The sequence below is a fragment of the Curtobacterium sp. MWU13-2055 genome (assembly GCF_023242305.1).
Taxonomy (GTDB): Bacteria; Actinomycetota; Actinomycetes; order Actinomycetales; family Microbacteriaceae; genus Curtobacterium.
In genome coordinates this window covers 145,237-167,203 of the sequence record NZ_JALLIO010000006.1, presented here as the reverse complement: position 1 = coordinate 167,203, position 21,967 = coordinate 145,237, and the positions used below count along the sequence as shown (strand labels likewise).

Here is a 21,967-nt window from a genome sequence, read left to right as displayed (position 1 = left end):
CTATCCTGGTCACTCCCCCGCCGACGGACCCGACCGTGGCGCCCCCGTTCGGAAGGACCCTCGCGTGCCGCAGCTCACCGTCCTCGTCGACGGGACCGCGGTACCGCGTGCACTCGGCGGTGTGGGCCGCTACGTCGAGGGGGTCGTGTCGCACCTGACCGACCCGGCGCTCGACGTCCACCTGGTGGTCCGACCCGTGCACGCTCCGCACTTCGCCGCCGTCGCGCCGCACGCGACCGTGCACACCGCGCCGGGCTGGACCGACTCGGTGCCGCTCCGGTTCCTGTGGGAGCAGACCGGGCTGCCGGCACTCGGCCGACGACTCGGCGCGCAGGTGCTGCACTCCCCGCACTACACGTTCCCGTTCGCCTGGCGCGGCGGATCCGTCGTCACCCTGCACGACGCCACGTTCTTCTCGAACCCCGAGTGGCACTCCCGCCTGAAGCGCACGTTCTTCACCTGGTGGAGCCGTCGGTCCCTGCGCTCCCGCCCGGTCGTCATCGTGCCGAGCGCGGCCACCGCGACCGAGGCCGCACGGGTCGTGACCGGCATCCGCGCCGACGTCCGGGTCGCACCGCTCGGCGTCGACCGTGCCGTGTTCCACGAGCCGTCCACCGCCGAGGTCGAGGACGCCCGGATCGCCGCGACGCTGCCCGAGGGTGCGCCGTGGATCGCGTTCCTCGGCACGATCGAACCGCGGAAGAACGTCACCGCGCTGCTCGACGCCTACGCCGCGGTGCGTTCCGCGCGAGCGGACGCCGGCTCGGACGGTGGCTCGGCTGGTGGCTCCGACGTCCCGTGGCTGGTGCTCTCCGGGGCCCGCGGGTGGGACGAGTCCGCGATCGCCCGGCTCGACGCGCTGCAGCCGGACGACCACGTGATCGAGGCCGGCTACCTACCCCTCGAGGACCTGGCGGGCTACCTCGGCGGCGCGGAGTTCGTCGTCTACCCGTCGCTCGGCGAGGGCTTCGGGCTGCCGGTGGTCGAGGCGATGGCCTCCGGCGCCTGCGTCCTGACCACCCGGCGGCTGTCGCTGCCCGAGGTCGGCGGTGACGCAGCGGTGTACACCGAGCCGTCCGCCTCCGCACTGGCGTCCGCGATGACGCGGCTGCTCGACGACCCGTCGCTCGTCGCGTCGCACCGGGCGGCCGCGCTGGCCCGGGCCGCCTCGTTCACGTGGGAGGCCACGGCAGCCGTGCACGTCGAGGCCTACTCGGCCGTGGCCCGGGACGCTCGGGCCGGGGGTACCCGGTGATCCGCGTCGCCGTGCTGACGGTCACCTACAACACCGGCGAGACCATCCGGCCGTTCCTGGCGAGCGTCGCGGCGGCGTCCTCGGAGCAGGTCGCCGTCGTGATCGCCGACAACGGGTCCGCCGACATCGACGCACTGCGGGCGATCGGTGAGTCCTACGGTGCCGTCGTGGTGTCATCCGGGGGCAACCGTGGCTACGGCGGGGGCATCGACGCCGCACTGAGCGCCCTCGACGACGTCCTGCCCGACGTCCGGCCCGAGTTCCTGCTCGTCACGAACCCCGACGTCGTGCTCGCACCCGGCTCGATCGACGAACTCGTGCGCGCCGCCGACCGGCTGCCGTCCGGCGGGTCGTTCGGGCCGCGGATCCTCGACGAGCAGGGCGAGACGTACCCGTCCGCGCGCCAGCTGCCGTCGCTCCGGACCGGGCTCGGCCACGCGGCGTTCTCGCGGTTCTGGCCCGCCAACCCGTGGAGCCAGCGGTACTGGTCCACCACGCAGGTCGTCGAGCGCGAGGCCGGCTGGCTGTCCGGCGCGTGCTTCCTCATCCGGACGTCGGTGTTCCGCGAGCTCGGCGGGTTCGACGAGTCGTACTTCATGTACTTCGAGGACGTCGACCTGGGCCAGCGTGTCGGTCGCTCCGGTCGCGCGAACGTGTACGTGCCGACGGCCGTGGTCACCCACACCGGGGCGCACTCGACGTCGTCCAACCGGCGCCGGATGGAGATCGAGCACCACCGCAGCGCGTACCGGTTCCTGTCGCGGAAGTACCGGGCGTGGTGGCTCTGGCCGCTGCGGGTCGCCCTGCACGCGGGCCTCTCCGCCCGCGCCCGCTGGGTCACACGCAAGTAGCCCGGTCGGGGGCCTGCAGGGCCGTGCGCGACCCCACTAGGCTCAGCGTCGTGCACCGCGACCCGGAACCCTGGCTCGGCTGCGGCCCGATCGACGCCGCCCGCCGCTACTGGACGGGGGCGTTCACGTTCCGCCGTGCCCGTGCGAGCCGGGCCGAGTTCTGGTGGGCACGCGCCGTCGACGTGCTCGTGGTCTGGCTCGTCGTGACGTTCGTGCCGATGGCCACCGGGATCCCGGACGCCGACGACTCGATGTCGACCTTCCAGAACACCCCGGGGTTCCTCGGGATCGGGCAGTCCGTCCTGAGCCTCAACGGCAGCCCCGACGGCTGGCACGTCGTCGCCCAGGGGCCGCCGTCGCAGTGGGTGCTGTTCGTGTGGTGCGTGCTGACGGCCATCCCGAACCTGGCACTCGGCGCGCGACGACTCCGTGACATCGGGTCGCCGGCGTGGATCGCGCTGTTCGGCGGCTTCCCGATCCTGGACCTGTTCCTGCTGCTCGGTGCCCTGCGCCGCAGTTGGCGCCCGACGCTCCCGTCGGACCCGGACCCGTCCGGCGCCGAACTCCCCGTCGCCCACCGCGCCGCCTGACCCGGTTCAGAGCCTCTCCGCACAACCAAAGCGCGTTCGCGCCGTGGCATGCCGCGGTTCGGATGCACTTTGGTTGTGCGCCGGGCAGTGCGGGCGGCGGGACCGGCAAGCGGAGGCGGAGCGGGGATCAGGAGCGGAGGCGGGCGCGTTCGGTTCGGGCCGCCTCGAGCAGCACGGCGGCTCGGGCGTCGAAGGAGTGCTCCGCGGCGATGCGCGACGCCACCGCCGCCCGCTCGGCAGCGGTTGGCCAGGCGTACGACGGGTCGAGGAGCGCGGCGAGCTCGTCACGGGAACGCGCGACCGCGAGCGTCGGGACGTCGAGCACCTCGGTCAGCCCGGCGACCTCGTCGGTGACGACGACTCCCCCGGACGCCAGCACGTCGAACACCCGGTTCGACACGAAGCCACCGGCCGCCATGTCCGCCCAGTGGTCGTTGAGCACCACGCGCGCCGAGGCGTAGGCCGTGGCGACCTCGGCCCGGCTCAGCGACGGTTCGCCGAGCGCTGCGTCGGGGACCACGCCCTGCCACCCCGGGCCGTGCACGCGCAGGTCGGCTCCGAGCGCCACGGCATCGGCGACCACCGGGCGCGCGGCGCCGCGGGTCGAGCCGACGAACACCACCCGGTCGGCATCGGGGCTCGTCGTCGCCCGCGCGCCCGGGTGGAACACCGCGGGGTCGGTCGCCTGCAGCAGCGTGCGGACCGGGACCCCCGACCGCGCTGCTGCCGCAGCAGCCCAGACCGGCCCGGCAGCGAACGCCGCGTCGAACGACCGGAGCTCGGTGTCGGAGACGTCGTCGGGATGACTGATCACCCAGAGGAGGTTCACCGACGCGGGGTTCGGCGGCACCCGGTCGAGGCCGCGGATCACGAGCGTCACGTCGTCCGAGGCATCGTCGTCCCGCACGTGGGCGTCACGGCGGTCGATCCGGACGCGCTGCCCGAGCCGCTCGAGTGCCCCGGCCAGCTCGGCGGCGAAGTGCACGTCGCCCCAGCCGTCACCCTCGGGCGCGGCGGGAGCGGCGATCTTCAGCGACCAGGTGAGCGGGTCGGTGGCGCTGCTGGTCGTCCGGCGGACCGGTGTCACCGGTCGCGCTCCCCACGGCGGCAGCGGCGGCCCGGCCACGACGTCACGTGTCGCTGGCCCACGGTCCCGCCATGCGCTGAACGCGTCGACGGTCGCGGCGTCGACCGTGCGGCCGGCCTCGACCGAGCGGGTCGCCGCACCGACGACGCGCACCGGTCCGCCGTGGACATCGGCGACGGCGCGGGTCCAGGCAGTCAGGGTCATGCGTTCGTCCGGGAGGCACGGTGCCGGCACCAGCGCCGCCCCCGGCATCGAGAGCACTGGTTGGTCCGCCGCGAACACGGCGTCGGCGTCCTCGGCGGCGCCTCCGGGAACGGCGTCGTCGGACCAGGGCAGCGCCCCGGGACGGAGGAGCCGGGCGCCGGAGCGGAGTGCGCCGTCCGGCAGGCGGACCCGTGCCTGTGCCACCGCGTCGGCCGCGGCGAGTGCCCGGAGACCGGCGGCATCGATCGTCACCGAGGTGTCGACGAGCACGAGGACCCGTCCGACCCCGGCGGCGAGGCCGGCGTTGATCGCGGACCCCAGGCCGTCGACCGGCACGGTCCGCACCCACGGCAGGCGACGACCGAACGGATCGCGCGGCGAGGCGTCGGCGACGTAGCTCACGGCGCGGACGTCAGCGCCACGGCCGAAGGCCTCGCGGGCGACGGCGACGAGGCGCGCGACCTCGGCGTGCCGGTCCGACCGGGTCGTGACGAGGACCGTGACGTCCTGGTCCAGGTGCGGCAGGGGGCCGTCGAAGCCGGCCACGCGGACGACGTCAGTCGTCGCTGCGGGCGTGGGACGGGCCTCCCGGTCGGGGTGGTCGGCAGCCGTCGTGTCGCGACGACGGCGACCGAACCACCCAGAACCGGACGCCACGGGCGGTGCTAGGCGCCGAGGAGCCGCTGGAGGTAGACGCCGTAGCCGCCCTTGACGAGCGGTGCGGCGAGCTCGGCGAGCTGCGCGTCGTCGATCCAGCCGTTGCGCCAGGCGATCTCCTCGATGCACCCGATCTTGAAGCCCTGACGGTCCTCGATGACCTTGACGTACTCGGACGCCTGCATCATCGACTCGAACGTGCCGGTGTCGAGCCACGCGGTGCCACGGTCGAGGACCTGGACGCCGAGTTCACCGGCCTCGAGGTAGCGCTCGTTGACCGTCGAGATCTCGAGCTCGCCACGGGCGCTCGGCTCGATCGTCTTCGCGATCTCGATGACCTTGTTGTCGTAGAAGTACAGGCCGGGGACGGCGTAGTTCGACTTCGGCTCGGCCGGCTTCTCCTCGATGGAGACGGCCGTGAAGTCGTCGTCGAACTCCACGACGCCGTAGGCCTTCGGGTCGGCCACGTGGTACGCGAAGATCGTCGCACCGTCGACCTCGGTGTTCTTCCGCAGGTTCGTCCCGAGGCCGGTGCCGTGGAAGATGTTGTCGCCGAGGACGAGTGCGACGCTGTCGTCGCCGATGAAGTCCTCGCCGATGACGAAGGCCTGCGCGAGCCCGTCCGGGGACGGCTGCACGGAGTACTGGATCTCCATGCCGAAGGCGGAGCCGTCGCCGAGCAGGGCCTTGAACTGCTCGTTGTACTCCGGCGTCGTGATGACGAGCACTTCGCGGATGCCGGCCATCATCAGGGTCGACAGGGGGTAGTAGACCATCGGCTTGTCGTAGATCGGCATGAGCTGCTTGCTGATGCCCTTGGTGATCGGCCAGAGGCGCGTGCCGGATCCACCGGCGAGGATGATGCCCTTCATCGGGATCGCTTCCTTACTTCGTTACTTCGTCGTGCGGAGGGACTCGGTGTAGGCCACGCACTCCTCGTGCGTCGGCAGCAGACCGGCGGCGGCGGCCGCTTCGAGCGTCGGGGCGCTCGTGTCCTTCTCGGAGAGCACCGGCTCACCGATGCCGTCCGGCAGTTCGAGCCCGACGGTCGGGTCGAGGATCGTGATCCCCTTCTCACGCTCGGGGTCGTAGTGCGCGCTGACCAGGTAGTTCACCGTGGAGTGGTCCTCGAGCGCGACGATCGCATGGCCGAGGCCCTCGGACAGGTACACGGCCTTGCGGTCGACGTCGTCGATGCGGACCGAGTCCCACTGCCCGAACGTCGGCGAACCGACGCGGATGTCGACGATGTAGTCGATGAAGGCGCCTCGGACGGCGGTGACGTACTTCGCCTGGCTCGGGGCGACGAGGGCGTAGTGGATGCCCCGCGCGACGCCGGCCGACGAGATCGACATGTTCACCTGGCGGAGGTCCAGCGGGTGACCGACCGTCTCTTCGAGGACGTCGGCCCGGTACGCCTCGAGGAATGCTCCTCGTGCGTCGCCGTGCTGGACGGGCGTGAACTCCCACGCGCCGGGGATCTTCAGTTCGCGGATCTGCACCGGGGAATCCTAGCAAGGTGGCGCATCGCATAGGCTGTCCTGGTTCTGTGCCCCGCGCCCCGCGCGCTGCGACTCCCGAAACGAGACCAAGCGAGCCCGTGAAGCTATTCGTCCAGATCCCCTGCCTCAACGAGGAGAACACCCTCGCCAGCGTCATCGACTCGATCCCGCGTGAGATCGACGGCATCGACGAGATCGAGATCCTGGTCATCAACGACGGCAGCACCGACCGCACCGTCGAGGTCGCCAAGGAACACGGCGTCAAGCACTTCGTGCACCACACGACCAACATGGGGCTCGCCCGGTCGTTCCGCGACGGCGTCGACTACGCCCTGCTGCACGGTGCCGACATCGTCGTCAACACCGACGGCGACAACCAGTACCCGCAGGCGCAGATCGCCGAGCTCGTCCAGCCGATCCTGCGCAAGGAAGCCGAGATCGTCATCGGCGACCGGCAGACCCGCACGATCGAGCACTTCTCCGGCTTCAAGAAGCTCATGCAGCGCTTCGGGTCGTGGGTCGCCAGCCGCGCCGCCGGGCTCGACCTGCCCGACGCCGCGAGCGGGTTCCGCGCGTACTCGAAGTACTCGCTGATCCGCCTGAACATCGTCACGCGCTTCAGCTACTGCATGGAGACCATCGTGCAGGCCGGCTACAAGCGCCTGGCGATCGCGTCCGTGCCGATCACGACGAACCCGAAGACCCGCGAGTCCCGGCTGTTCAGCAACATCTTCCAGCACATGTTCGAGTCCGGCTCCGCGATCGCCCGGGTCTACCTGATGTACCGGCCGATGGCGCTCTTCGCCTGGGTCAGCGTGATCCTGGGCGGGCTCGGGCTCTGGCCGCTCGTCCGCTACCTGGTGCTGCTCGCGATGCAGACCCCCGGCAACCACCTGCAGTCGATCATCCTCGGTGTGGTGCTGCTCATCACGGCGCTGCTCTCCATCGTGATCGGCGTCGTCGCCGACCTCACCCGCCTCAACCGCACGCTGGCCGAGGAGCAGCTCGACCTGCAGAAACTGCAGCGGTATGGCGACTGACACGGCCCCGGCCGTGTCGGGCACCGTCGCCCGCCCACGGGTCGACCGTGCCGAGCGCGTCGTCGTCATCGCCCTGACGGTCGCGTTCGCCGCCGTCCTGGCGGTCTGGGCGATCGTGACGACCACCTACAAGGCGCCGGACGAGCCGACGCACGTCGACGCCGTCCTGCACCTGGCGATCGGTGACGCCTGGCCGGAGCCGGGCGCGATGCACTACCTCAACGCCACGCACGACACGCAGATCAGCAACCTGCGACAGCCGGCGTCCGACAACGCGACGTGGGGCGAGCTGCTGCGGGAGTTCCCCGGGGTGCACCCGACGAGCATCGACCAGATGTCGCAGCACCCGCCCACGTACTACGCGCTGGCCGCCGGGGTCCTCCACCTGGTGCACTTCGAGGACCTGCGGTGGGACCACGCCGTGATGGCCCTGCGGCTGTTCGACGCCCTGCTCGTGCTGCCCCTGCCGTTCCTGGCGTGGGCCACGGTGCGTCGGCTGACCCGCTCGCCCCGGGCTGCCGTGGTCGGCGGGGCGGCGATCCTGGCCGTCCCCGAGGTCGCGTCGATCGGTACCTCGGTGACGAACGACGCCCTGATGCTGCCCCTCGCGGGTGCGCTGGTGTACTCCGTCGTCCGGCTGCTGACGGGCGACCAGCGGGTGCGGACCACGGTGTGGATCGGCCTGCTGCTCGGCGCGATGCTGCTGACCAAGGGAACTGCCCTGCCCGCCGTCCCCTTCGTCGGGATCGCGGTGATGGCGGCGGGCTGCACCCGCGCGACCGTCTGGCGGAACGTGCTGCGCACCACCTGGACGCTGGGGATCGCCGGTGTCGTCGGTGGGTGGTGGTGGCTGCGGAACATCCTCGTGTACCACGCGATCCAGCCCGACGGCATGGCCTACGCCCGTCCGTCGATGCCGTTCCCGGACGACACCGCCGCCAGTCCGGAGGTATTCCTGCGCGACTACTGGAACGGCGTGACCCGCACGTTCTGGGGCAGCGTCGGCGGCCTGACGCAGTTCCAGTTCGCCCAGTTCCTGATCGACGGCCTGACCATCGTGTCGATCGCCGGCATCGTCATCTGGGCGTTCCGCCGCGGCCCGTCGCTGCGACCCGCGATCGTCCTGGCGTCGTACCCCGTCATCCTGATCGCCCTGCACATGCAGAGCGGGTGGGGCGGCTACGTGCGGAACACGATCGTCGCCGGCACCCAGGGCCGCTACTACTACCCCACCCTCATCGCCCTGATCGCCCTGAGCGCCCTGGCCTGGCGGCGCGTGACCGTCACCGCGGCCGGCGCCACACGACTGGCCGTCGGCATGTCCGTCGCGGCGACGGCCATCGCCCTCTACGGCGTCGTCTACGCGCTCCGGGCGTTCGGCCGTGACGCCGCGTTCTGGATCGACGAGTTCTCGATCGTCAAGTTCGACCAGTACGGCATGCTCGCTGCCGGCGGGAACTTCACGCTGGCCACCGTGGCAGCGGTCGCGCTGATCGCCACGGCGGTCCTGCTGGTGCGTTTCGTGCGCCGAACGGCGGTGACGGCGTGACCGCCCGCCGCGAGTGGGTCGTGCTCGGTACGATCACCGTCGCGTGGCTGGGCCTGCTGCTCGGCTTCGCGCTGCTCACCCCCGCGTTCGGCGCCCCCGACGAGCCCGCGCACGTCGACGCCGCGTTCCGGCTGGCGCTCGGCCTCGGGTGGCCGCACGGCGGCGAGATGCACTACCTCGCCGCGATCCGGCAGATCGTGGAGCACCCGGTGCCCGCCGTCGACCGCCCCACCGTCGACGCGCTCCTGGCAGCGGTCCCCGGCGACTCCCCCGCGATCGACCCGATGTCGCAGAACCCGCCGACGTACTGGCTCGTCGCCGCGGGCATCCTGCGCCTGATCCGCTTCGGGGCGCACGACTGGGCCACCTCAGTGCTCGTCCTGCGCCTGTTCGACGTCGTGCTCGTGACCGCGCTGCCCGTGCTCGTGTGGGCGACCGTCCGCCGGGTGACGCGGTCGCCACGGACCGCCCTGGTCGCACCGCTGCTGCTCTTCGCGGTGCCGCAGCTCGCGCAGGTCGCCGCCGGCGTGACGTCGTGGGCGCCGATGATCCTGCTCGGCGCCGTGCTCGTGTGGCTGAGCGTGCGGGTGCTCACCGGTGACCGGTCGTGGTGGACCACGGCCGGGTTGGCCGTGGCGGTGACCGGCCTGGCGGCGATCAGCGCACTCGGTCTGCTGGCGGTGCCGTTCGTCGTGCTCGTGTTCGCGTTGGCCCGCGACGAGCGCGGCGAGCGCGGCGACCGCGACCGCGACCGCGACCAGCGCACCGCACGTCCGTGGCGCCGTGCGGCCCTGCACGCCGGCGTGGTCATCGTCGCTGCCGCCGCCGTGTCCGGCTGGTGGTGGGTCCGCACGCTGCTCGTCAGCGGGACCCTGCTGCCGGACGCCCTGCGCGGCGTGACCACGGTGCAGCCGTACCCGTCGGGCGGCGCGAACCCCGGCGCGTTCGCCGGTCGGCAGTGGGACGGCCTGACCGCCTCGTTCTTCGGGGACTTCGGCGCGAACCAGTGGCCGCTGCCGCCCATGGTCGTCGACGCCCTGGCGATCATCGGTCTCGTCGCCCTCGGCTGGTCGTACGCGCGTCGCGGCGCCGGACGCCGGGTGATGACCATCGCCCTGGTCTGGCCGGCGCTCGTCGTCGTCGCGACCCTTGCCTACAACTGGCGGAACTACCTCGGCACGCACCAGGGCAACGGGCTGCAGGGCCGGTTCCTGTTCGTGGCCGTCGTCGCCCTCGTGCTGTCGCAGGCCGTGGCGTGGCGTGCCCTGGTCGTCCGTCCGGAACTGCGCCGCCGGCTCGCCCGGATCGCCGCCGTCGGCTCGTTCGCCATCGCCCTGTACGGCATCGGTATCGCGTACCGCGGCGCGTGGGAGAACGTCCAGTTCCGGGTCACCCCCGGCGGCCTGTCGGCGATGGCCGGTGGCTCGCTCGCCGGGCCGCTCCCGATCGCACTGGCCGGCGCGCTGTTCCTCGCCGCCGCCGTCGCAGCCGCCGCGTTCGTCTGGCGCGCGGCCGCCGTGCCGAGCACCACGACCACCCCCGTCACCGGGCTCCCGCTAGAATCGCCGCCGACCCACGAACCGACCGTCAGGAAAGAGAACTCGTGAAGATCCTCGTCACCGGAGGGGCCGGCTTCATCGGCTCGAACTTCGTCCGCCGCACCCTGGAGGACGCGTACCCCGGCCTCGAGGGCGCCGAGGTCGTCGTCTACGACGCGCTGACCTACTCCGGCAACGAAGCGAACCTCGCACCGGTCGCCGACTCCCCCCGCTACACCTTCGTGCACGGCGACATCCGTGACGCCGCGAAGCTCGACGAGGTCGTCCCGACGGTCGACGCGATCGTGCACTTCGCCGCCGAGTCCCACGTCGACCGGTCGGTCCGTGACTCCGGCATCTTCGTCGAGACGAACGTCGTCGGCACCCAGCGCCTGCTCGACGCTGCGCTCCGCCACGGCACCGAGCGCTTCGTGCACGTCTCCACCGACGAGGTCTACGGCTCCATCAGCGAGGGATCGTGGGACGAGGAACGACCGCTCGAGCCGAACTCCCCGTACTCGGCGTCGAAGGCCGGCAGCGACCTGCTCGCCCGCAGCTACCACCGCACCCACGGGCTGAACCTCTCGATCACGCGCTGCTCGAACAACTACGGGCCGTACCACTTCCCCGAGAAGGTCATCCCGCTCTTCGTCACGAACCTCATCGACGACGTGCACGTCCCGCTGTACGGCGAGGGCAACAACATCCGCGACTGGCTGCACGTCGACGACCACACCCGCGGCATCGCGATGGTCCTGACCCGCGGCCGCGCCGGCGAGATCTACAACATCGGCGGCGGCACCGAGCTCACCAACAAGGAGCTCACGCAGCTGCTCCTCGACGCCACCGGCAAGGACTGGTCGTACGTCGACCGCGTCGCCGACCGCCTCGGGCACGACCTGCGCTACTCGGTCGACATCTCGAAGATCCAGGCCGAGCTCGGCTACGAGCCGCAGGTCCCCTTCGAGCAGGGCCTGGCCGACGTCGTGCAGTGGTACCGCGACAACCGTTCGTGGTGGGAGCCGCTCAAGGAGCGCGCAGCGATCGCATGACCAGGTACCTCATCACCGGCGCCGCCGGCATGCTCGGCCGTGACCTCCAGGCCGCGCTCGCCGGCCGCGACGTCACGGCACTCTCGCGCGCCGAGCTCGACATCACCGACCCGGCCGCGGTGGACGCCGCCGTCGCCGGACACGACGTCGTGATCAACTCCGCCGCGTACACGAAGGTCGACGACGCAGAAGGCCACGAGGACGACGCCTTCGCCGTCAACGCGACCGGCCCGAAGCTCCTGGCCGAGGCCGCGGTCCGCCACGGCGCGAAGCTCGTCACCGTGTCGACGGACTACGTCTTCGACGGCAACGGCACCGCCCCGTACGCCGAGGACGCCCCGACCGACCCGATCAACGCCTACGGCCGCACCAAGGCCGCGGGCGAGGCGTTCGTGCGCGAGATCGCCCCGGACACGTCGTACGTCGTCCGCACCGCCTGGATCTACGGCGCGCACGGACCGAACTTCGCCGCGACGATGCTCCGGCTGGCCGGCTCGCACGACACCGTGAGCGTCGTCACCGACCAGGTCGGTCAGCCGACGTGGACCGGCGACCTCGCCGCGCGGATCGTCGAGCTCGTCGACGGCGACGCCCCCGCGGGCGTCTACCACGGCACCAACGCCGGGCAGGGGTCGTGGTTCGACTTCACCCGCGCCATCTACACCGAGCTCGGGCTCGACCCCGAGCGCGTCCTGCCGACCGACAGCGCCGCGTTCGTCCGGCCGGCGCCGCGCCCGGCGTACAGCGTGCTCGGCCACGACGGCTGGTCGCGCGCCGGCCTCGCGCCGATGCGCGACTGGCGCGAGGCGCTGCGCGCTGCGGTGGCCGCAGGAGCGTTGACGAAGTAAGCACGGCAGTCGACCGGGAGGCCCGGATCACGTCCGCCGCGTCGCGAACGTGATCCGGGCCTCCCGTCCAGGTCTCCTGCCGCGGCTTCCAGGGGGCGGCCCACCTGCCCTGGTAGGGTCGGGCAGCCGGGCGCCGGGCCGGTCCTCGGCCCCATCACCACGACGAGGAGAGCAGCACCATGACCACCCTCCACGTCCTCGTCGACCAGGTCGTCGCACCCGTTCCGGGTGGCATCGGGCGGTACGCCGAAGAGCTCGCCCGGCACCTCGTGGCGAACGCGCCGAGCGGCTGCGACGTCGCCGGGGTCGTGTCCGCGGTCAGCTCCGACGAGATGGCCCACCTGCGCACCCTGCTGCCCGGTCTGTCCGACCTGCAGCGTCTTCCGCTGGCCCGTCGTGAACTCTCGCTCGCGTGGCAGGGCGGCTTCGTCGGTGGCATCGCGAAGGGCATGGTGCACGCGCCGAGCGTCCTCGCTCCCCTGGTCAAGCACGACCGGTTCCAGGACCCGGGCCGCCAGACCGTCGTCACCGTGCACGACACCGTGCCGTGGACGAACCCCGAGACCCTGACGCCCCGCGGCGTCCACTTCCACAAGGCGATGGTGAAGCGCGCGTGGAAGCACGCCGACGCCGTCGTCGTGCCCACCCACGCGGTCGCGAGCGCACTGAACGAGATCCACCGGTTCGACGACCGACTGCGCGTCATCGGCGGAGCTCCGAGCGGTCGGCTGCGGCTGCCCGTGGACGCCGACCTGCGCGCCGAGCGTCTCGGCCTGCCGGACCGCTACGTGCTGGCCGTCGGCACGCTCGAACCACGCAAGGCGCTCGGGTCCCTGATCGAGGCGCTCGCGCACCCCGACGCCCCCGCCGACATCCCGCTCGTGATCTCCGGCCCGGACGGCTGGGGTGACGTCGACGTGTACGGCACCGCCGAGCGCGCCGGGCTCGCCCGCGACCGGGTGAAGGTGCTCGGGCGGATCGACGACGCCGACCTCGCCGTGGTCTACGACCGGGCGACGGTGTTCGTGTTCCCGAGCTTCGCCGAGGGCTTCGGCCTGCCCGTGATCGAGGCGATGAGCTTCGGTACCCCGGTCATCCACTCCGACGACCCCGCGGTGGCCGAGGTCGCGTCCGACGCCGGGGTGACCGTCGCCCGGAACCCGCGGGACTCCTACCCGGAGCGGATCGCGCAGGCGGTGTACCAGGTGGTCAACGACCCGTTGCTCGCCGGACAGCTCGCCGTCGCCGGGCCGGACCGTGCCCGGATGTACGACTGGAGCGACTCCGCCGCCGAGACCTGGCAGCTGCACGCCGACCTCTGAGCCGGCGCGGCCGTCACGTCACTTCTCGGAGGTCCACGTCACTTCTTGTACGTGTACGTACTGACCCAGTCGATGTACAGGTGGCCGGTGGCGCCCCAGTTGCCCACCTGGAACATGTACCGGTGCGCGGTCTTCGGCACGTGCTTCGTGATCGTCTTGATCACCTTGCCGTCGAGGCGGTAGCGCACCGACTTCCCCGGGATCCACTCGATCGAGTACGTGTGCCACGAGCGCCACGAGACGCCGGTGCTCAGGCTCGTCGCGTTGACCTCCTGGCCGGGGGTCATCGAGTGGTGGTGCAGCATCGGCTGCTGCTCGAAGTTCGCCTCGGGGTAGTCGATCTCGCCGTCCGACCACTTGTCGGATGACGGCCAGAGCATGAACGCGGCGCCGTTCCCGTCGCCGCCGGTCGCCTTGGCGCGGACGATGAACTTGCCGCCCTTGTGCCCCCATGCACCCGACGGGGTGCCGAAGGTGCCGGCAGCGCCGTGCTTGCCGTCCAGCTTGACGTCCATGTACCCGTTGTGCGAGCTGATCTGGGCGCCCGAGTAGTACATGCCCCCGGTGCCGTCCGGGTAGGGCTGCCACGACTTCGCGTAGGTCTTGGCGAACTTCCCCTTGGCCGCCGCCGCCGTGCTGAAGTTCTCGCGGAAGGTCTGCTTGAAGTTCCCGACGTTGCCGATCGGTGCCGAGCTGGCGGACGCTGCGGTTCCCGTGCCGAGCGGTCCTGCGACGAGTGCGGCACTGAGGAGCACGACGGTGAGTGCGGCCCGCTTGGTTGCACGTTTCTGCATGAGCTGTCACTCCCTGACGTGACGGTTCGCACCCGTTCCCGTGGGTGCCGGGCGGCCGGATCTCGACCACCCGCCGTTCACCGTAGTTGCGAAATGCAGCCCGCGCGCGGGGTTGACAGAACCGATTTATCCCCAGTACGCGGGGGTTGCAGAACGTTCCGTCTACGTCGAAGAAGTGCTGATCAGCGCCGTGTTGCGTCCCCCGTTCTGGGGCTGCCGGCGGCTCGTGGGCTCCGGCAGGCGGTGGTGTTCAGACCCGCGTGCGACGGCGGCGGGACGACACGACGGCGGTGACGACCGCGGCGAGGACAGCGACGATCGCGACCACCGCTGCGACCTCGGCCACGTGCGACGCCAGGAGCCACGAGTCGAACTGTGACTTCGTCGCGACGACGTGCTCGTCCGTGTCTCGGATCCACCAGGACACCGGGTTCATCGGGCCCGCACCGCGTGCGGCGACGGCGCACACCACGGCTGCGACGACCGCGACACCGACCAGGACGAGGGCGGCGGTGTGGCGACGGAGACGAGCGGGCATGGCGGTACCGTAGCGCGCATGACCCGATCCGAGGAATGCGGCCGACCGATCACCGGCGAGGTCGTCCGGACAGCGACGCGGACGCTCGACCGTGCCTGCGCCGACCGGACGAACGCGATCGCGTACGGCGTCCTGAACGGCGGGAACCCGTTCGACGGTCCCGGGGCCACCCGCGCGGAACGCTCGAGGGAGTCGCGCAGGCGCGCGGAACGCTAGAGGGAGTCGCGCAGGCGCGCGGCCTTCTCCTCGACCAGTCGCTCGAGGCCGTCGGCGTACTCGGTCAGACGAGCCGCGACCGCGGGCTCCGAGGTGCCGATGATCCGCGCAGCGAGGAGTCCGGCGTTCGCGGCACCGTTGATCGCCATCGTCGCCACCGGGATGCCGGCCGGCATCTGCACGATCGACAGCAGCGAGTCGAGGCCGTCGAGGCGTGCGAGCTGCACCGGGACACCGATGACGGGCAGCGTCGTCATCGAGGCCACCATGCCCGGCAGGTGCGCGGCGCCACCGGCACCGGCGATCACGACGCGGATGCCACGCTCGGCGGCGCCGCGGGCGAACCGGGTCATCTTGTCGGGCGTGCGGTGCGCCGACACGACGTCCGCCTCGAACGGGATGCCGAGCTCGGCCAGGATGTCGGCCGCAGCGCGCATCGTCGGCCAGTCGGAGTCCGACCCCATGATGATCGAGACGAGCGGCTGGACGGGTGCGTCGGTGTCGGTCACGCGACGAGCCTAGCCGAGCAGCACGCGGCGCCAGGCGTCGTCGTCACGGCCGATCGTGCGCTCCCCCGCGACCCACCGGACCGCCCGTTCGTCGGCCGTCCCGCGCTCGACAGCGGCGCGCACCGCACCACGCCAGGCCCCGACGTCGTCCGGTACCGCGACGGCCCCGTGGACCCGTGCCACGGCGTAGGAGGGCCGGTCCGAGACCACTGCGGGCAGACCGAGTGCGGTGTACTCGAGGAACTTCAGGTCGCTCTTCGCGCGGTTGAACTCCTCGTCACGAAGGGGCGCGACACCGGCACGCCAGCGCTCCCGGTGCGCCACGAGCCAGCGGGAGAACGCCGGGTAGTGGCCGTCCGGCACCTCGACGCGGCGGAACCAGTCGGCGCCGCCCTCGTCGGTCACACCGATGACCTCGAGCCGGATCGGCGTGCCGTCGGTGGTCGTCAGGTCGGTGAAGACGTCGCGCAGGAGTTCGAGGTCGGCGGCGTGGGTGAGCGTGCCCATGTAGAGCACCCGGTGCTCTGCTCCGGGGCGATCGTCGTCGTCCTCCGTCGCGCCGGCGGTCCACAGCCCAGGGTCGAGGGCGTTCGGCACGACCGTGACGTCGCGGGCGACCGGGCGCACGACCTCGGCCAGCTCCGGTGTGCTCACGACGACCGTGTCGGCACCGCGGACCAGTGCGTCGATCGAGGCGAGGCGGTCCGGGTCGTACTCGGCGCGGGCGAGGCGCTGGCGGCCGGACTCGGTGAAGAAGTCGTCGTCGACCTCGCCGACGACGCGGACGCCGCGGGCCGCAGCCGCCGCGAGGAAGGGCTGCACGGCGTCGCGCGGCAGGATGTCGCGCTGCACCAGGACGGCGGCGTACGACGTCGTGTCGGTCCCGTCGACGAACGCGACGGGGTCGACTTGACGGACCTCGGCCGTGCCGCTGGCCGCCAGGTGCTCGCTGCGCCGGACGACGCGCACGTGGGCGGATGCGGGGTGGGCGCCGTCACCGCCCGCGACGACGTAGCCGAGGACCGGCAGCGGAGCGGGCACGGGGGGCGTCCCGGCGACGACCCGGCGGAGTCGACGAGCGGCCCGGCGGACGAGATCACGCGGCATGTGCCCATCCTCTCGCACCGGGCGACCGGGCTCACACGCAGCACCGCACCTCGCACGGTGCGGGGTTGCCGGCGGAACGGCCCCGAGCGGTCAGCGCCGCGCCACCGTCACCGTCCGGCAGGGGCTCGACTTCCGGTCCTTCCCGGTGCCGGTGTTCCGCGCGACCGCGCAGACGGTCCGCTTGCCGGCATTGAGCGCGACGGTGCCGGCGAAGCCGTGCTTCGTGCCAGAGCCCCACGTCCGGTCGACGTCGGCGCGCACGCGTCCCGCCGACAACGACGTCACCCGCTTACCGTCGACCGTGATCGCGACCGTGCTGGCGGAGGACACGGCGTCACCGTCGAAGGCCCAGCCACGGACGCTGATGCCGCCCTTCTTCCCCGTCACCGACTCGAGCGCGACGTAGGGGTCGTGCCGGTAGGCGCGGACGGTGGCGCACCCGAGCGTGGTGTCCGACCCGGCGCCGATGTTCACCGCGGTCACACAGACCCGGCGCGCGCCGGCGGCAGTCGGGACGACGGCCTCGAAGCCGTGGGTCGCCCCGACGCCCGCGGCGGCGTCGACGTCGGCGCGGCGGAGTCCGGCGGTCACGGCTCCCGCGGCGACGCCGTCGACGGTGGCACGGACCCGGACGGGCTGCGTGGGGTCGTCCTCGTCGAAGGCCCAGCCCCGGACCCGGACGCCGCCACCGGTGCCGGCGACGACCTCGAGCGAACCCTGCGGCGCGAGGTCGGCCGCGGGGACCCCGAGCCGGGCGTTCGCGACGAGGGCCTGGGCGTAGGAGGACCACCACTTGCCCGCGGCGGGGGCGCCGCTGCAGGTGCCGTCGCTCGCGCCCGGGGTCTTCACCCACAGCAGGGCGTCGAGCGCGGTGCCGTCGGTGGCGACCCGGGGCGAGGTGCCGAGTCCGGCGCCAGGACCGTTGCACCAGGTCCCCCGCCAGCCCTGCCCGTTCCGCGAGGTGTCGATCACGTAGTGCGATCCCCCGGTAGCACCGGAGACCTTCTGCGCGTAGGCCTGTTCCTGCGCGGTCGGGTAGTAGTTCGCGACGTTCGTGAAGAACCCGCGGGCCTGCTGCACGCCGGCACTGTTCAGCCGTGCGGCCATCGTCGCGGGCGGCACCCAGTTCGAGTTGCCGGCGTCGAGGTAGGCGGGCACCCCGGCGGCGGTGAGCCCGGCGACGGTGCGGGACAGGATCCGGTAGCGCTGGTCGTCGAGCGTGGTGCTGCACTTCGCGTTGCTGAGCATCGCGAGGGAGTCCGGCTCGACGATCACGGCGGCGCGGTGTCCGGCGAGCGCCGCGGTGACCTGGTCGACCCAGGCGTCGTAGGAGGCCTCGGAGAACCCTCCGGCGGAGTACCCGCCGCAGTCCCGGTCCGGGATCGCGTACAGCACGAACACCGGGGTGGTGCCGGACTGCTCGGCCCCCGAGACCGCCGTGCTGATCGTCTTGGTCAGCTGGGTCCCCTGCGTCCACTCGCCGAGCCACGTCGCGACGGAGTACCGGGCGATGGTCGACGCCGCGGCGGCACCAGCGGGGTCCGAGGCGGCGAGCGCGGTGGCCGCCTTCGCTGCCTCGCTCGTGGGCGACCGGTACGGACCGGCACCGTACAGCGACGCAGCCGATGCGGAGCGGATGGTCGTCGCGGACGTCGCGGCGGTGGCGCTCGACCCGAACGCGACGGGCAGCAGCCCGCCGACGAGGGCGGTGAGTGCGACGGCGGCGCTGCAGACGACGACACGGCGCGGACGGCGGCGCATGGACACTCCCCTGGACGATCGGACCCCTGACCCGTCCATGGCACCATGCGCCCGCAGTGGCGGCCAGCCGCCAGTGCGGGTGGCACCCGAGCGGGTGTCGGCAACAGTGCCGACACTCGATCGTCAGTCGTCGAAGTGCGCCGCGGCCGCGCGTGCCCGGTAGACGACGTCGTCGACGTCCTCACCGATCACGGTGACGTGCCCGATCTTCCGGCCCGGCCGGGGGGCCTTGCCGTAGAAGTGGTACTTCGCCTCGGGGAACGCCTCGAGCGCGGCCGGGTACCGGGCGGCGAGGTCGCCGTCGGCCGGTCCGCCGAGCACGTTGATCATCACGGCGGCCGGGGCGAACGACCCGGTGGCACCGAGCGGCAGGTCGAGGACGGCACGCAGGTGCTGCTCGAACTGGCTCGTCGTCGCACCGTCGATCGTCCAGTGACCGGTGTTGTGCGGTCGCATCGCGAGTTCGTTGATGAGGATGCGCTCGTCGGCGGTCTGGAACAGTTCGACGGCCAGGACCCCGGTGACCCCGAGCTCCTCGGCGATCCGGACCGCGATCGATTCCGTCACGTCGGCGATGCGTCCGGCGCTGTCGGGCGCGGGGGCGATGACCTCGGCGCAGACCCCGTCGCGCTGCACGGTCTCGACCAGCGGCCACGCGACGACCTGGCCGGAGGGGCGGCGGGCCACGGACTGCGCGAGTTCGCGGGTGAACGGGACGAGCTCCTCGGCGAGCAGGGCCTGCCCGCCGCCGGCCTCGGCGACGGCGATGAACCAGTCGTCGACGTCCGACGGGTCGGACACGACCCGGACGCCCTTGCCGTCGTAGCCACCGCGGGGCGTCTTCACGACCGCGCGGCCGCCGTGCTCGTCGAGGAAGGCCCGGAGCTCGTCGGGGTCGTGCACCGCGGCCCAGTCCGGCACCGGCAGGCCGAGCTCGGAGAGCTTCGTGCGCATCGTGATCTTGTCCTGGGCGACGGCCAGCGGACCGGGTCCGGGGCGGACGGCCACGCCGGCGTCGACCAGGGCGCGCAGGACGTCCTGGGGCACGTGCTCGTGGTCGAACGTCACCACGTCGACGTTGCGGGCGAACGCCAGCACCGTCGCGGCGTCGTGGTAGTCGCCCTCGGCCGTGGCGGCGATGGCGGCCGACATGCCCGGCCCCTCGGCGAGGACCCGGATGTCGATCCCCAGCTCGACGGCCGCCGGCACCATCATCCGTGCCAGCTGTCCCCCACCGATGACCCCGACGCGCAACGCCATGCTGTGTGATCCTTCCGGCGTTCGCACCATCGAGGGTGAACGCGTTGTCTACAATCGCTGTTCGGGTCGCGTTGTGCACGGCCCGCGACAACTCTACGGATCCTGGAGGGCACGTGCGGCGCCTCATTGCCCAACTGGCACGCTTCGGCGTGGTCGGTGCCGTCGGCTTCGTCGTGGACACCACGGTGTTCAACGTGCTGCGCATCACCGTCCTGAACCCCGACGAGGTGCACTCCGGGCCGTTCTGGGCGAAGGTGATCTCCACCGTCATCGCCATCTTCGTCAACTGGATGGGCAACCGGTACTGGACGTTCCGCGAGCAGCGCCGTGCCGTCGCCACCCGCGAGGGCATCGAGTTCGTCGTCGTCTCGCTCGGCGGCATGGTCATCGCGCTCGCGTGCCTCGGGGTGTCCCACTACGTGATGGGACTGACCTCGGTCTTCGCCGACAACGTCGCGAACATCGTCGGCCTGGTGCTCGGCACGGTGTTCCGCTTCTGGCTCTACAAGGTGTGGGTGTACCACCCCGAGCGGACCGGCTCCGAGCCCGCCGCCGCGGACGTCGCACCCGAGGGGCGCGCCCTAGACTCGACCGGGTGACGGCCCACGAGACCACCACCAGCACCACCGCACCACCCCGCACCGCCCGCTGGGAGCGTGTGGCGATCGCCGTCGTCACGGCGACCTTCGGCCTGTGGCTCGTCGCCTGGGCGCTGATCGTCCCGGTCTTCGAGGCCCCGGACGAGACGGCGCACATCGACGCCGCCGTGCACGTCGCGCTCGGAGACGCCTGGGCCGCCCCGGGCGACCTGTACGTCACCAACGCGGTGCAGGCCGCGAAGGTCGAGCAGGCGACGAAGCCGTCCAGCGAGTGGTCGACCGTCAGCGAGCTGCTGCAGAACGCCCCCGGGCCGTCGTCGACCGTCAACCAGATGACCCAGCACCCGCCGACCGCCTACCTCGCCGGTGCCGCCGTGCTCCGTGCCGTGGACTTCGGTGACCTGCGGTGGGACCGGGCGTTCACCGCGCTGCGGCTCGCCGACGTCCTCGCCGTCACCGCACTGCCGCTGCTGGCGTGGGCGTCCGTCCGCCGGGTGACCCGGTCGCCGCGGGCCGCGCTCGTCGGTGGGCTCGCCGTGTTCGCGACGCCCGAGCTCGCGTCCATCGGTTCCTCGTTCTCGAACGACGCCCCCGTCCTGCTCGTCGCCGGGATCGTCGTGTGGCTCGCCACCCGGCTGCTCACCGGTGACACCCGGTGGCGCACCACCATCGCGCTCGCGGTGGTGCTCGGCGCCCTGGTCTGGATCAAGGGCACTGGACTGCCCGCCGTGCCGTTCGTGGCGGTGGTCGTGCTCTTCGCCGGCGCCGGGGTGCTGTCGCTGCGGCAACGGGTGGTCCGCACCGTGGTGACGATGGCCGTATCCGGCGGCATCGGGGCGTGGTGGTGGGTGCACAACTGGTTCGCCTACGGCCGGATCCAGCCGAACGGCTACACGGCGATGCGTCCGCCGAAGGACTTCCCGCCCGGCGAGCACCCGACGCTCGGGCACTTCCTCGACGTCAGCTGGGGCACGCTCGCGCGCACGTTCTGGGGCAGCTTCGGCGGTCGGGCACAGGTCAGCATGGGCGACCTGCTCACGGCCGTCCTGACGGTCATCGCGCTCGTCGTGCTCGTCGGCTGGGCGTTCCGGCGCGGCCCCGACCTGCGGGTGGCCCTGTGCCTGGCGGTGTTCCCGGCGCTCCTCATCGGCATCCAGAACCGGACGAGCGCGCACTCGTACCTCACCACCACCGAGGTCGCCGCGACCCAGGGGCGCTACTACTTCCCCGCGATCGTCTGCCTGATCGTGCTGAGCGCCCTGGCCTGGCGTCGGCTGGTGCCCGCCGGACGCGCACGCTCGTGGGTCGCGGTGGCGCTGGCCGTCCTGCTGCCCGCCGTGGGCGTGTACGGGTTCGCGGTGGCGTCGGCGTGGTTCTGGAACGCCGCCCTGTTCCCGGTGACGGGGCGCGGGCTGCTCCGCTACACGGAGATCGGGCCGGTGCCGCCCGCAGTGCTCGTGGTCGTGGTCGCGCTGGTGGCCGTCGGCCTGGTCGCGTCGGTCGTCCAGGTCGCCCGTGCCGACCGTCGAGTGGACGCCCCCGCGTCCTGACCACACGTCGGGCGTGCGGCTGACGGGGTGGACGCCCCACCAGACGGACGGGAGGCCCGGTGCCAGCTGGCACCGGGCCTCCCGTCGGTCGGCACGCGCGTCGCGTGCCCCCGGATGGTGAGCAGGAATGGTCGGGTC

The 21,967-nt window shown here is 72.2% G+C and carries 21 protein-coding genes; 12 read left to right on the top strand and 9 right to left on the bottom strand.

The window, feature by feature from the left end:
* The first annotated feature begins 64 nt into the window (after window positions 1-64).
* Genes M4960_RS13615 through M4960_RS13605 form a run of 3 tightly spaced genes read left to right on the top strand, consistent with a single transcriptional unit; the run spans window position 65 to window position 2,696 of the window.
* Window positions 65-1,255 (top strand): glycosyltransferase family 1 protein, encoded by a 1,191-nt coding sequence (locus M4960_RS13615; RefSeq protein ID WP_248704517.1) that lies wholly within the window; start codon window positions 65-67, stop codon window positions 1,253-1,255.
* A complete protein-coding gene (locus tag M4960_RS13610) occupies window positions 1,252-2,106 on the top strand; it encodes a glycosyltransferase family 2 protein (protein ID WP_248704516.1) in 855 nt (284 codons plus the stop codon). The genes M4960_RS13615 and M4960_RS13610 overlap by 4 nt, the downstream gene beginning before the upstream one ends.
* A gap of 50 nt (window positions 2,107-2,156) precedes the next feature.
* Complete coding sequence (locus M4960_RS13605; RefSeq protein WP_248704515.1) at window positions 2,157-2,696, top strand: DUF805 domain-containing protein; 540 nt, start codon at window positions 2,157-2,159, stop codon at window positions 2,694-2,696.
* A 127-nt stretch (window positions 2,697-2,823) separates the two neighbouring features.
* Here the strand turns inward: M4960_RS13605 and M4960_RS13600 are convergent, their stop codons facing one another.
* Genes M4960_RS13600 through M4960_RS13590 form a run of 3 tightly spaced genes read right to left on the bottom strand, consistent with a single transcriptional unit; the run spans window position 2,824 to window position 6,146 of the window.
* Window positions 2,824-4,644: a glycosyltransferase gene (locus M4960_RS13600; protein ID WP_248704514.1), complete on the bottom strand. Its 1,821-nt coding sequence runs from the start codon at window positions 4,642-4,644 to the stop codon at window positions 2,824-2,826.
* A gap of 8 nt (window positions 4,645-4,652) precedes the next feature.
* Window positions 4,653-5,516 (bottom strand): glucose-1-phosphate thymidylyltransferase RfbA, encoded by an 864-nt coding sequence (rfbA, locus tag M4960_RS13595; RefSeq protein ID WP_248704513.1) that lies wholly within the window; start codon window positions 5,514-5,516, stop codon window positions 4,653-4,655.
* 21 nt (window positions 5,517-5,537) lie between these two features.
* Window positions 5,538-6,146 (bottom strand): dTDP-4-dehydrorhamnose 3,5-epimerase family protein, encoded by a 609-nt coding sequence (locus tag M4960_RS13590; RefSeq protein WP_248704512.1) that lies wholly within the window; start codon window positions 6,144-6,146, stop codon window positions 5,538-5,540.
* Window positions 6,147-6,244: 98 nt separating this feature from the next.
* Here M4960_RS13590 and M4960_RS13585 point away from each other — a divergent pair, with 98 nt between their 5' ends.
* From M4960_RS13585 to M4960_RS13560, 6 genes are all read left to right on the top strand, one after another.
* Window positions 6,245-7,186, top strand: a complete 942-nt coding sequence (locus M4960_RS13585; protein ID WP_111086000.1) for a glycosyltransferase family 2 protein — start codon at window positions 6,245-6,247, stop codon at window positions 7,184-7,186.
* Window positions 7,176-8,735 carry a glycosyltransferase family 39 protein gene (locus M4960_RS13580; protein WP_248704511.1) on the top strand — a complete coding sequence of 520 codons (1,560 nt, stop codon included), beginning with the start codon at window positions 7,176-7,178 and terminating at the stop codon, window positions 8,733-8,735. Before M4960_RS13585 ends, M4960_RS13580 begins: the two co-directional genes overlap by 11 nt.
* Entirely contained in the window at window positions 8,732-10,342 is a 1,611-nt protein-coding gene (locus M4960_RS13575; protein WP_248704510.1) for a glycosyltransferase family 39 protein, read from the top strand. The genes M4960_RS13580 and M4960_RS13575 overlap by 4 nt, the downstream gene beginning before the upstream one ends.
* Window positions 10,339-11,325 (top strand): dTDP-glucose 4,6-dehydratase, encoded by a 987-nt coding sequence (gene rfbB / locus M4960_RS13570; RefSeq protein ID WP_111086003.1) that lies wholly within the window; start codon window positions 10,339-10,341, stop codon window positions 11,323-11,325. The genes M4960_RS13575 and rfbB overlap by 4 nt, the downstream gene beginning before the upstream one ends.
* Complete coding sequence (rfbD, locus tag M4960_RS13565) at window positions 11,322-12,173, top strand: dTDP-4-dehydrorhamnose reductase (RefSeq protein ID WP_248704509.1); 852 nt, start codon at window positions 11,322-11,324, stop codon at window positions 12,171-12,173. Before rfbB ends, rfbD begins: the two co-directional genes overlap by 4 nt.
* A gap of 179 nt (window positions 12,174-12,352) precedes the next feature.
* Window positions 12,353-13,495, top strand: a complete 1,143-nt coding sequence (locus M4960_RS13560) for a glycosyltransferase family 1 protein (RefSeq protein ID WP_123292216.1) — start codon at window positions 12,353-12,355, stop codon at window positions 13,493-13,495.
* Window positions 13,496-13,533: 38 nt separating this feature from the next.
* Here the strand turns inward: M4960_RS13560 and M4960_RS13555 are convergent, their stop codons facing one another.
* Together M4960_RS13555 and M4960_RS13550 are read right to left on the bottom strand one after the other, a co-directional pair.
* Window positions 13,534-14,289, bottom strand: coding sequence for a glycoside hydrolase family 16 protein (locus M4960_RS13555; protein ID WP_123292215.1), 756 nt, complete (start codon window positions 14,287-14,289; stop codon window positions 13,534-13,536).
* A 250-nt stretch (window positions 14,290-14,539) separates the two neighbouring features.
* Window positions 14,540-14,827 (bottom strand): hypothetical protein, encoded by a 288-nt coding sequence (locus tag M4960_RS13550; protein ID WP_248704508.1) that lies wholly within the window; start codon window positions 14,825-14,827, stop codon window positions 14,540-14,542.
* An 18-nt stretch (window positions 14,828-14,845) separates the two neighbouring features.
* On the opposite strand from M4960_RS13550, the gene M4960_RS13545 reads away from it, so the two are divergent.
* Window positions 14,846-15,043, top strand: a complete 198-nt coding sequence (locus tag M4960_RS13545; protein ID WP_173169394.1) for a hypothetical protein — start codon at window positions 14,846-14,848, stop codon at window positions 15,041-15,043.
* Here M4960_RS13545 and purE read toward each other — a convergent pair.
* The 4 genes from purE to M4960_RS13525 form a co-directional block, all read right to left on the bottom strand.
* A complete protein-coding gene (purE, locus tag M4960_RS13540) occupies window positions 15,040-15,507 on the bottom strand; it encodes a 5-(carboxyamino)imidazole ribonucleotide mutase (RefSeq protein WP_216834593.1) in 468 nt (155 codons plus the stop codon). The two genes, M4960_RS13545 and purE, sit on opposite strands and share 4 nt — an antisense overlap.
* A gap of 54 nt (window positions 15,508-15,561) precedes the next feature.
* Window positions 15,562-16,659, bottom strand: a complete 1,098-nt coding sequence (locus M4960_RS13535) for a hypothetical protein (RefSeq protein WP_248704507.1) — start codon at window positions 16,657-16,659, stop codon at window positions 15,562-15,564.
* Between the two features lie 90 nt (window positions 16,660-16,749).
* The gene (locus M4960_RS13530) at window positions 16,750-18,420 is read right to left on the bottom strand and encodes a glycoside hydrolase family 6 protein (RefSeq protein WP_248704506.1); all 1,671 of its coding nucleotides are present in this window, start codon (window positions 18,418-18,420) and stop codon (window positions 16,750-16,752) included.
* A 123-nt stretch (window positions 18,421-18,543) separates the two neighbouring features.
* Window positions 18,544-19,680 carry a 5-(carboxyamino)imidazole ribonucleotide synthase gene (locus M4960_RS13525; protein ID WP_248704505.1) on the bottom strand — a complete coding sequence of 379 codons (1,137 nt, stop codon included), beginning with the start codon at window positions 19,678-19,680 and terminating at the stop codon, window positions 18,544-18,546.
* 113 nt (window positions 19,681-19,793) lie between these two features.
* Between M4960_RS13525 and M4960_RS13520 the strand changes: the two genes are divergently transcribed.
* Together M4960_RS13520 and M4960_RS13515 are read left to right on the top strand one after the other, a co-directional pair.
* Complete coding sequence (locus M4960_RS13520) at window positions 19,794-20,279, top strand: GtrA family protein (RefSeq protein WP_131881413.1); 486 nt, start codon at window positions 19,794-19,796, stop codon at window positions 20,277-20,279.
* Window positions 20,276-21,829, top strand: a complete 1,554-nt coding sequence (locus M4960_RS13515; RefSeq protein ID WP_248704504.1) for a DUF2142 domain-containing protein — start codon at window positions 20,276-20,278, stop codon at window positions 21,827-21,829. The genes M4960_RS13520 and M4960_RS13515 overlap by 4 nt, the downstream gene beginning before the upstream one ends.
* Window positions 21,830-21,967 lie beyond the last annotated feature (138 nt).

Coding starts and splice junctions, on each gene's coding strand:
- M4960_RS13560 (WP_123292216.1), top strand. CDS start 12,353: ATGACCACCCTCCACGTCCTCGTCGACCAGGTCGTCGCACCCGTTCCG.
- purE (WP_216834593.1), bottom strand. CDS start 15,507: ATGGGGTCGGACTCCGACTGGCCGACGATGCGCGCTGCGGCCGACATC.
- M4960_RS13555 (WP_123292215.1), bottom strand. CDS start 14,289: ATGCAGAAACGTGCAACCAAGCGGGCCGCACTCACCGTCGTGCTCCTC.
- M4960_RS13545 (WP_173169394.1), top strand. CDS start 14,846: ATGACCCGATCCGAGGAATGCGGCCGACCGATCACCGGCGAGGTCGTC.
- M4960_RS13550 (WP_248704508.1), bottom strand. CDS start 14,827: ATGCCCGCTCGTCTCCGTCGCCACACCGCCGCCCTCGTCCTGGTCGGT.
- rfbA (WP_248704513.1), bottom strand. CDS start 5,516: ATGAAGGGCATCATCCTCGCCGGTGGATCCGGCACGCGCCTCTGGCCG.
- M4960_RS13525 (WP_248704505.1), bottom strand. CDS start 19,680: ATGGCGTTGCGCGTCGGGGTCATCGGTGGGGGACAGCTGGCACGGATG.
- M4960_RS13580 (WP_248704511.1), top strand. CDS start 7,176: ATGGCGACTGACACGGCCCCGGCCGTGTCGGGCACCGTCGCCCGCCCA.
- rfbD (WP_248704509.1), top strand. CDS start 11,322: ATGACCAGGTACCTCATCACCGGCGCCGCCGGCATGCTCGGCCGTGAC.
- M4960_RS13535 (WP_248704507.1), bottom strand. CDS start 16,659: ATGCCGCGTGATCTCGTCCGCCGGGCCGCTCGTCGACTCCGCCGGGTC.
- M4960_RS13530 (WP_248704506.1), bottom strand. CDS start 18,420: ATGCGCCGCCGTCCGCGCCGTGTCGTCGTCTGCAGCGCCGCCGTCGCA.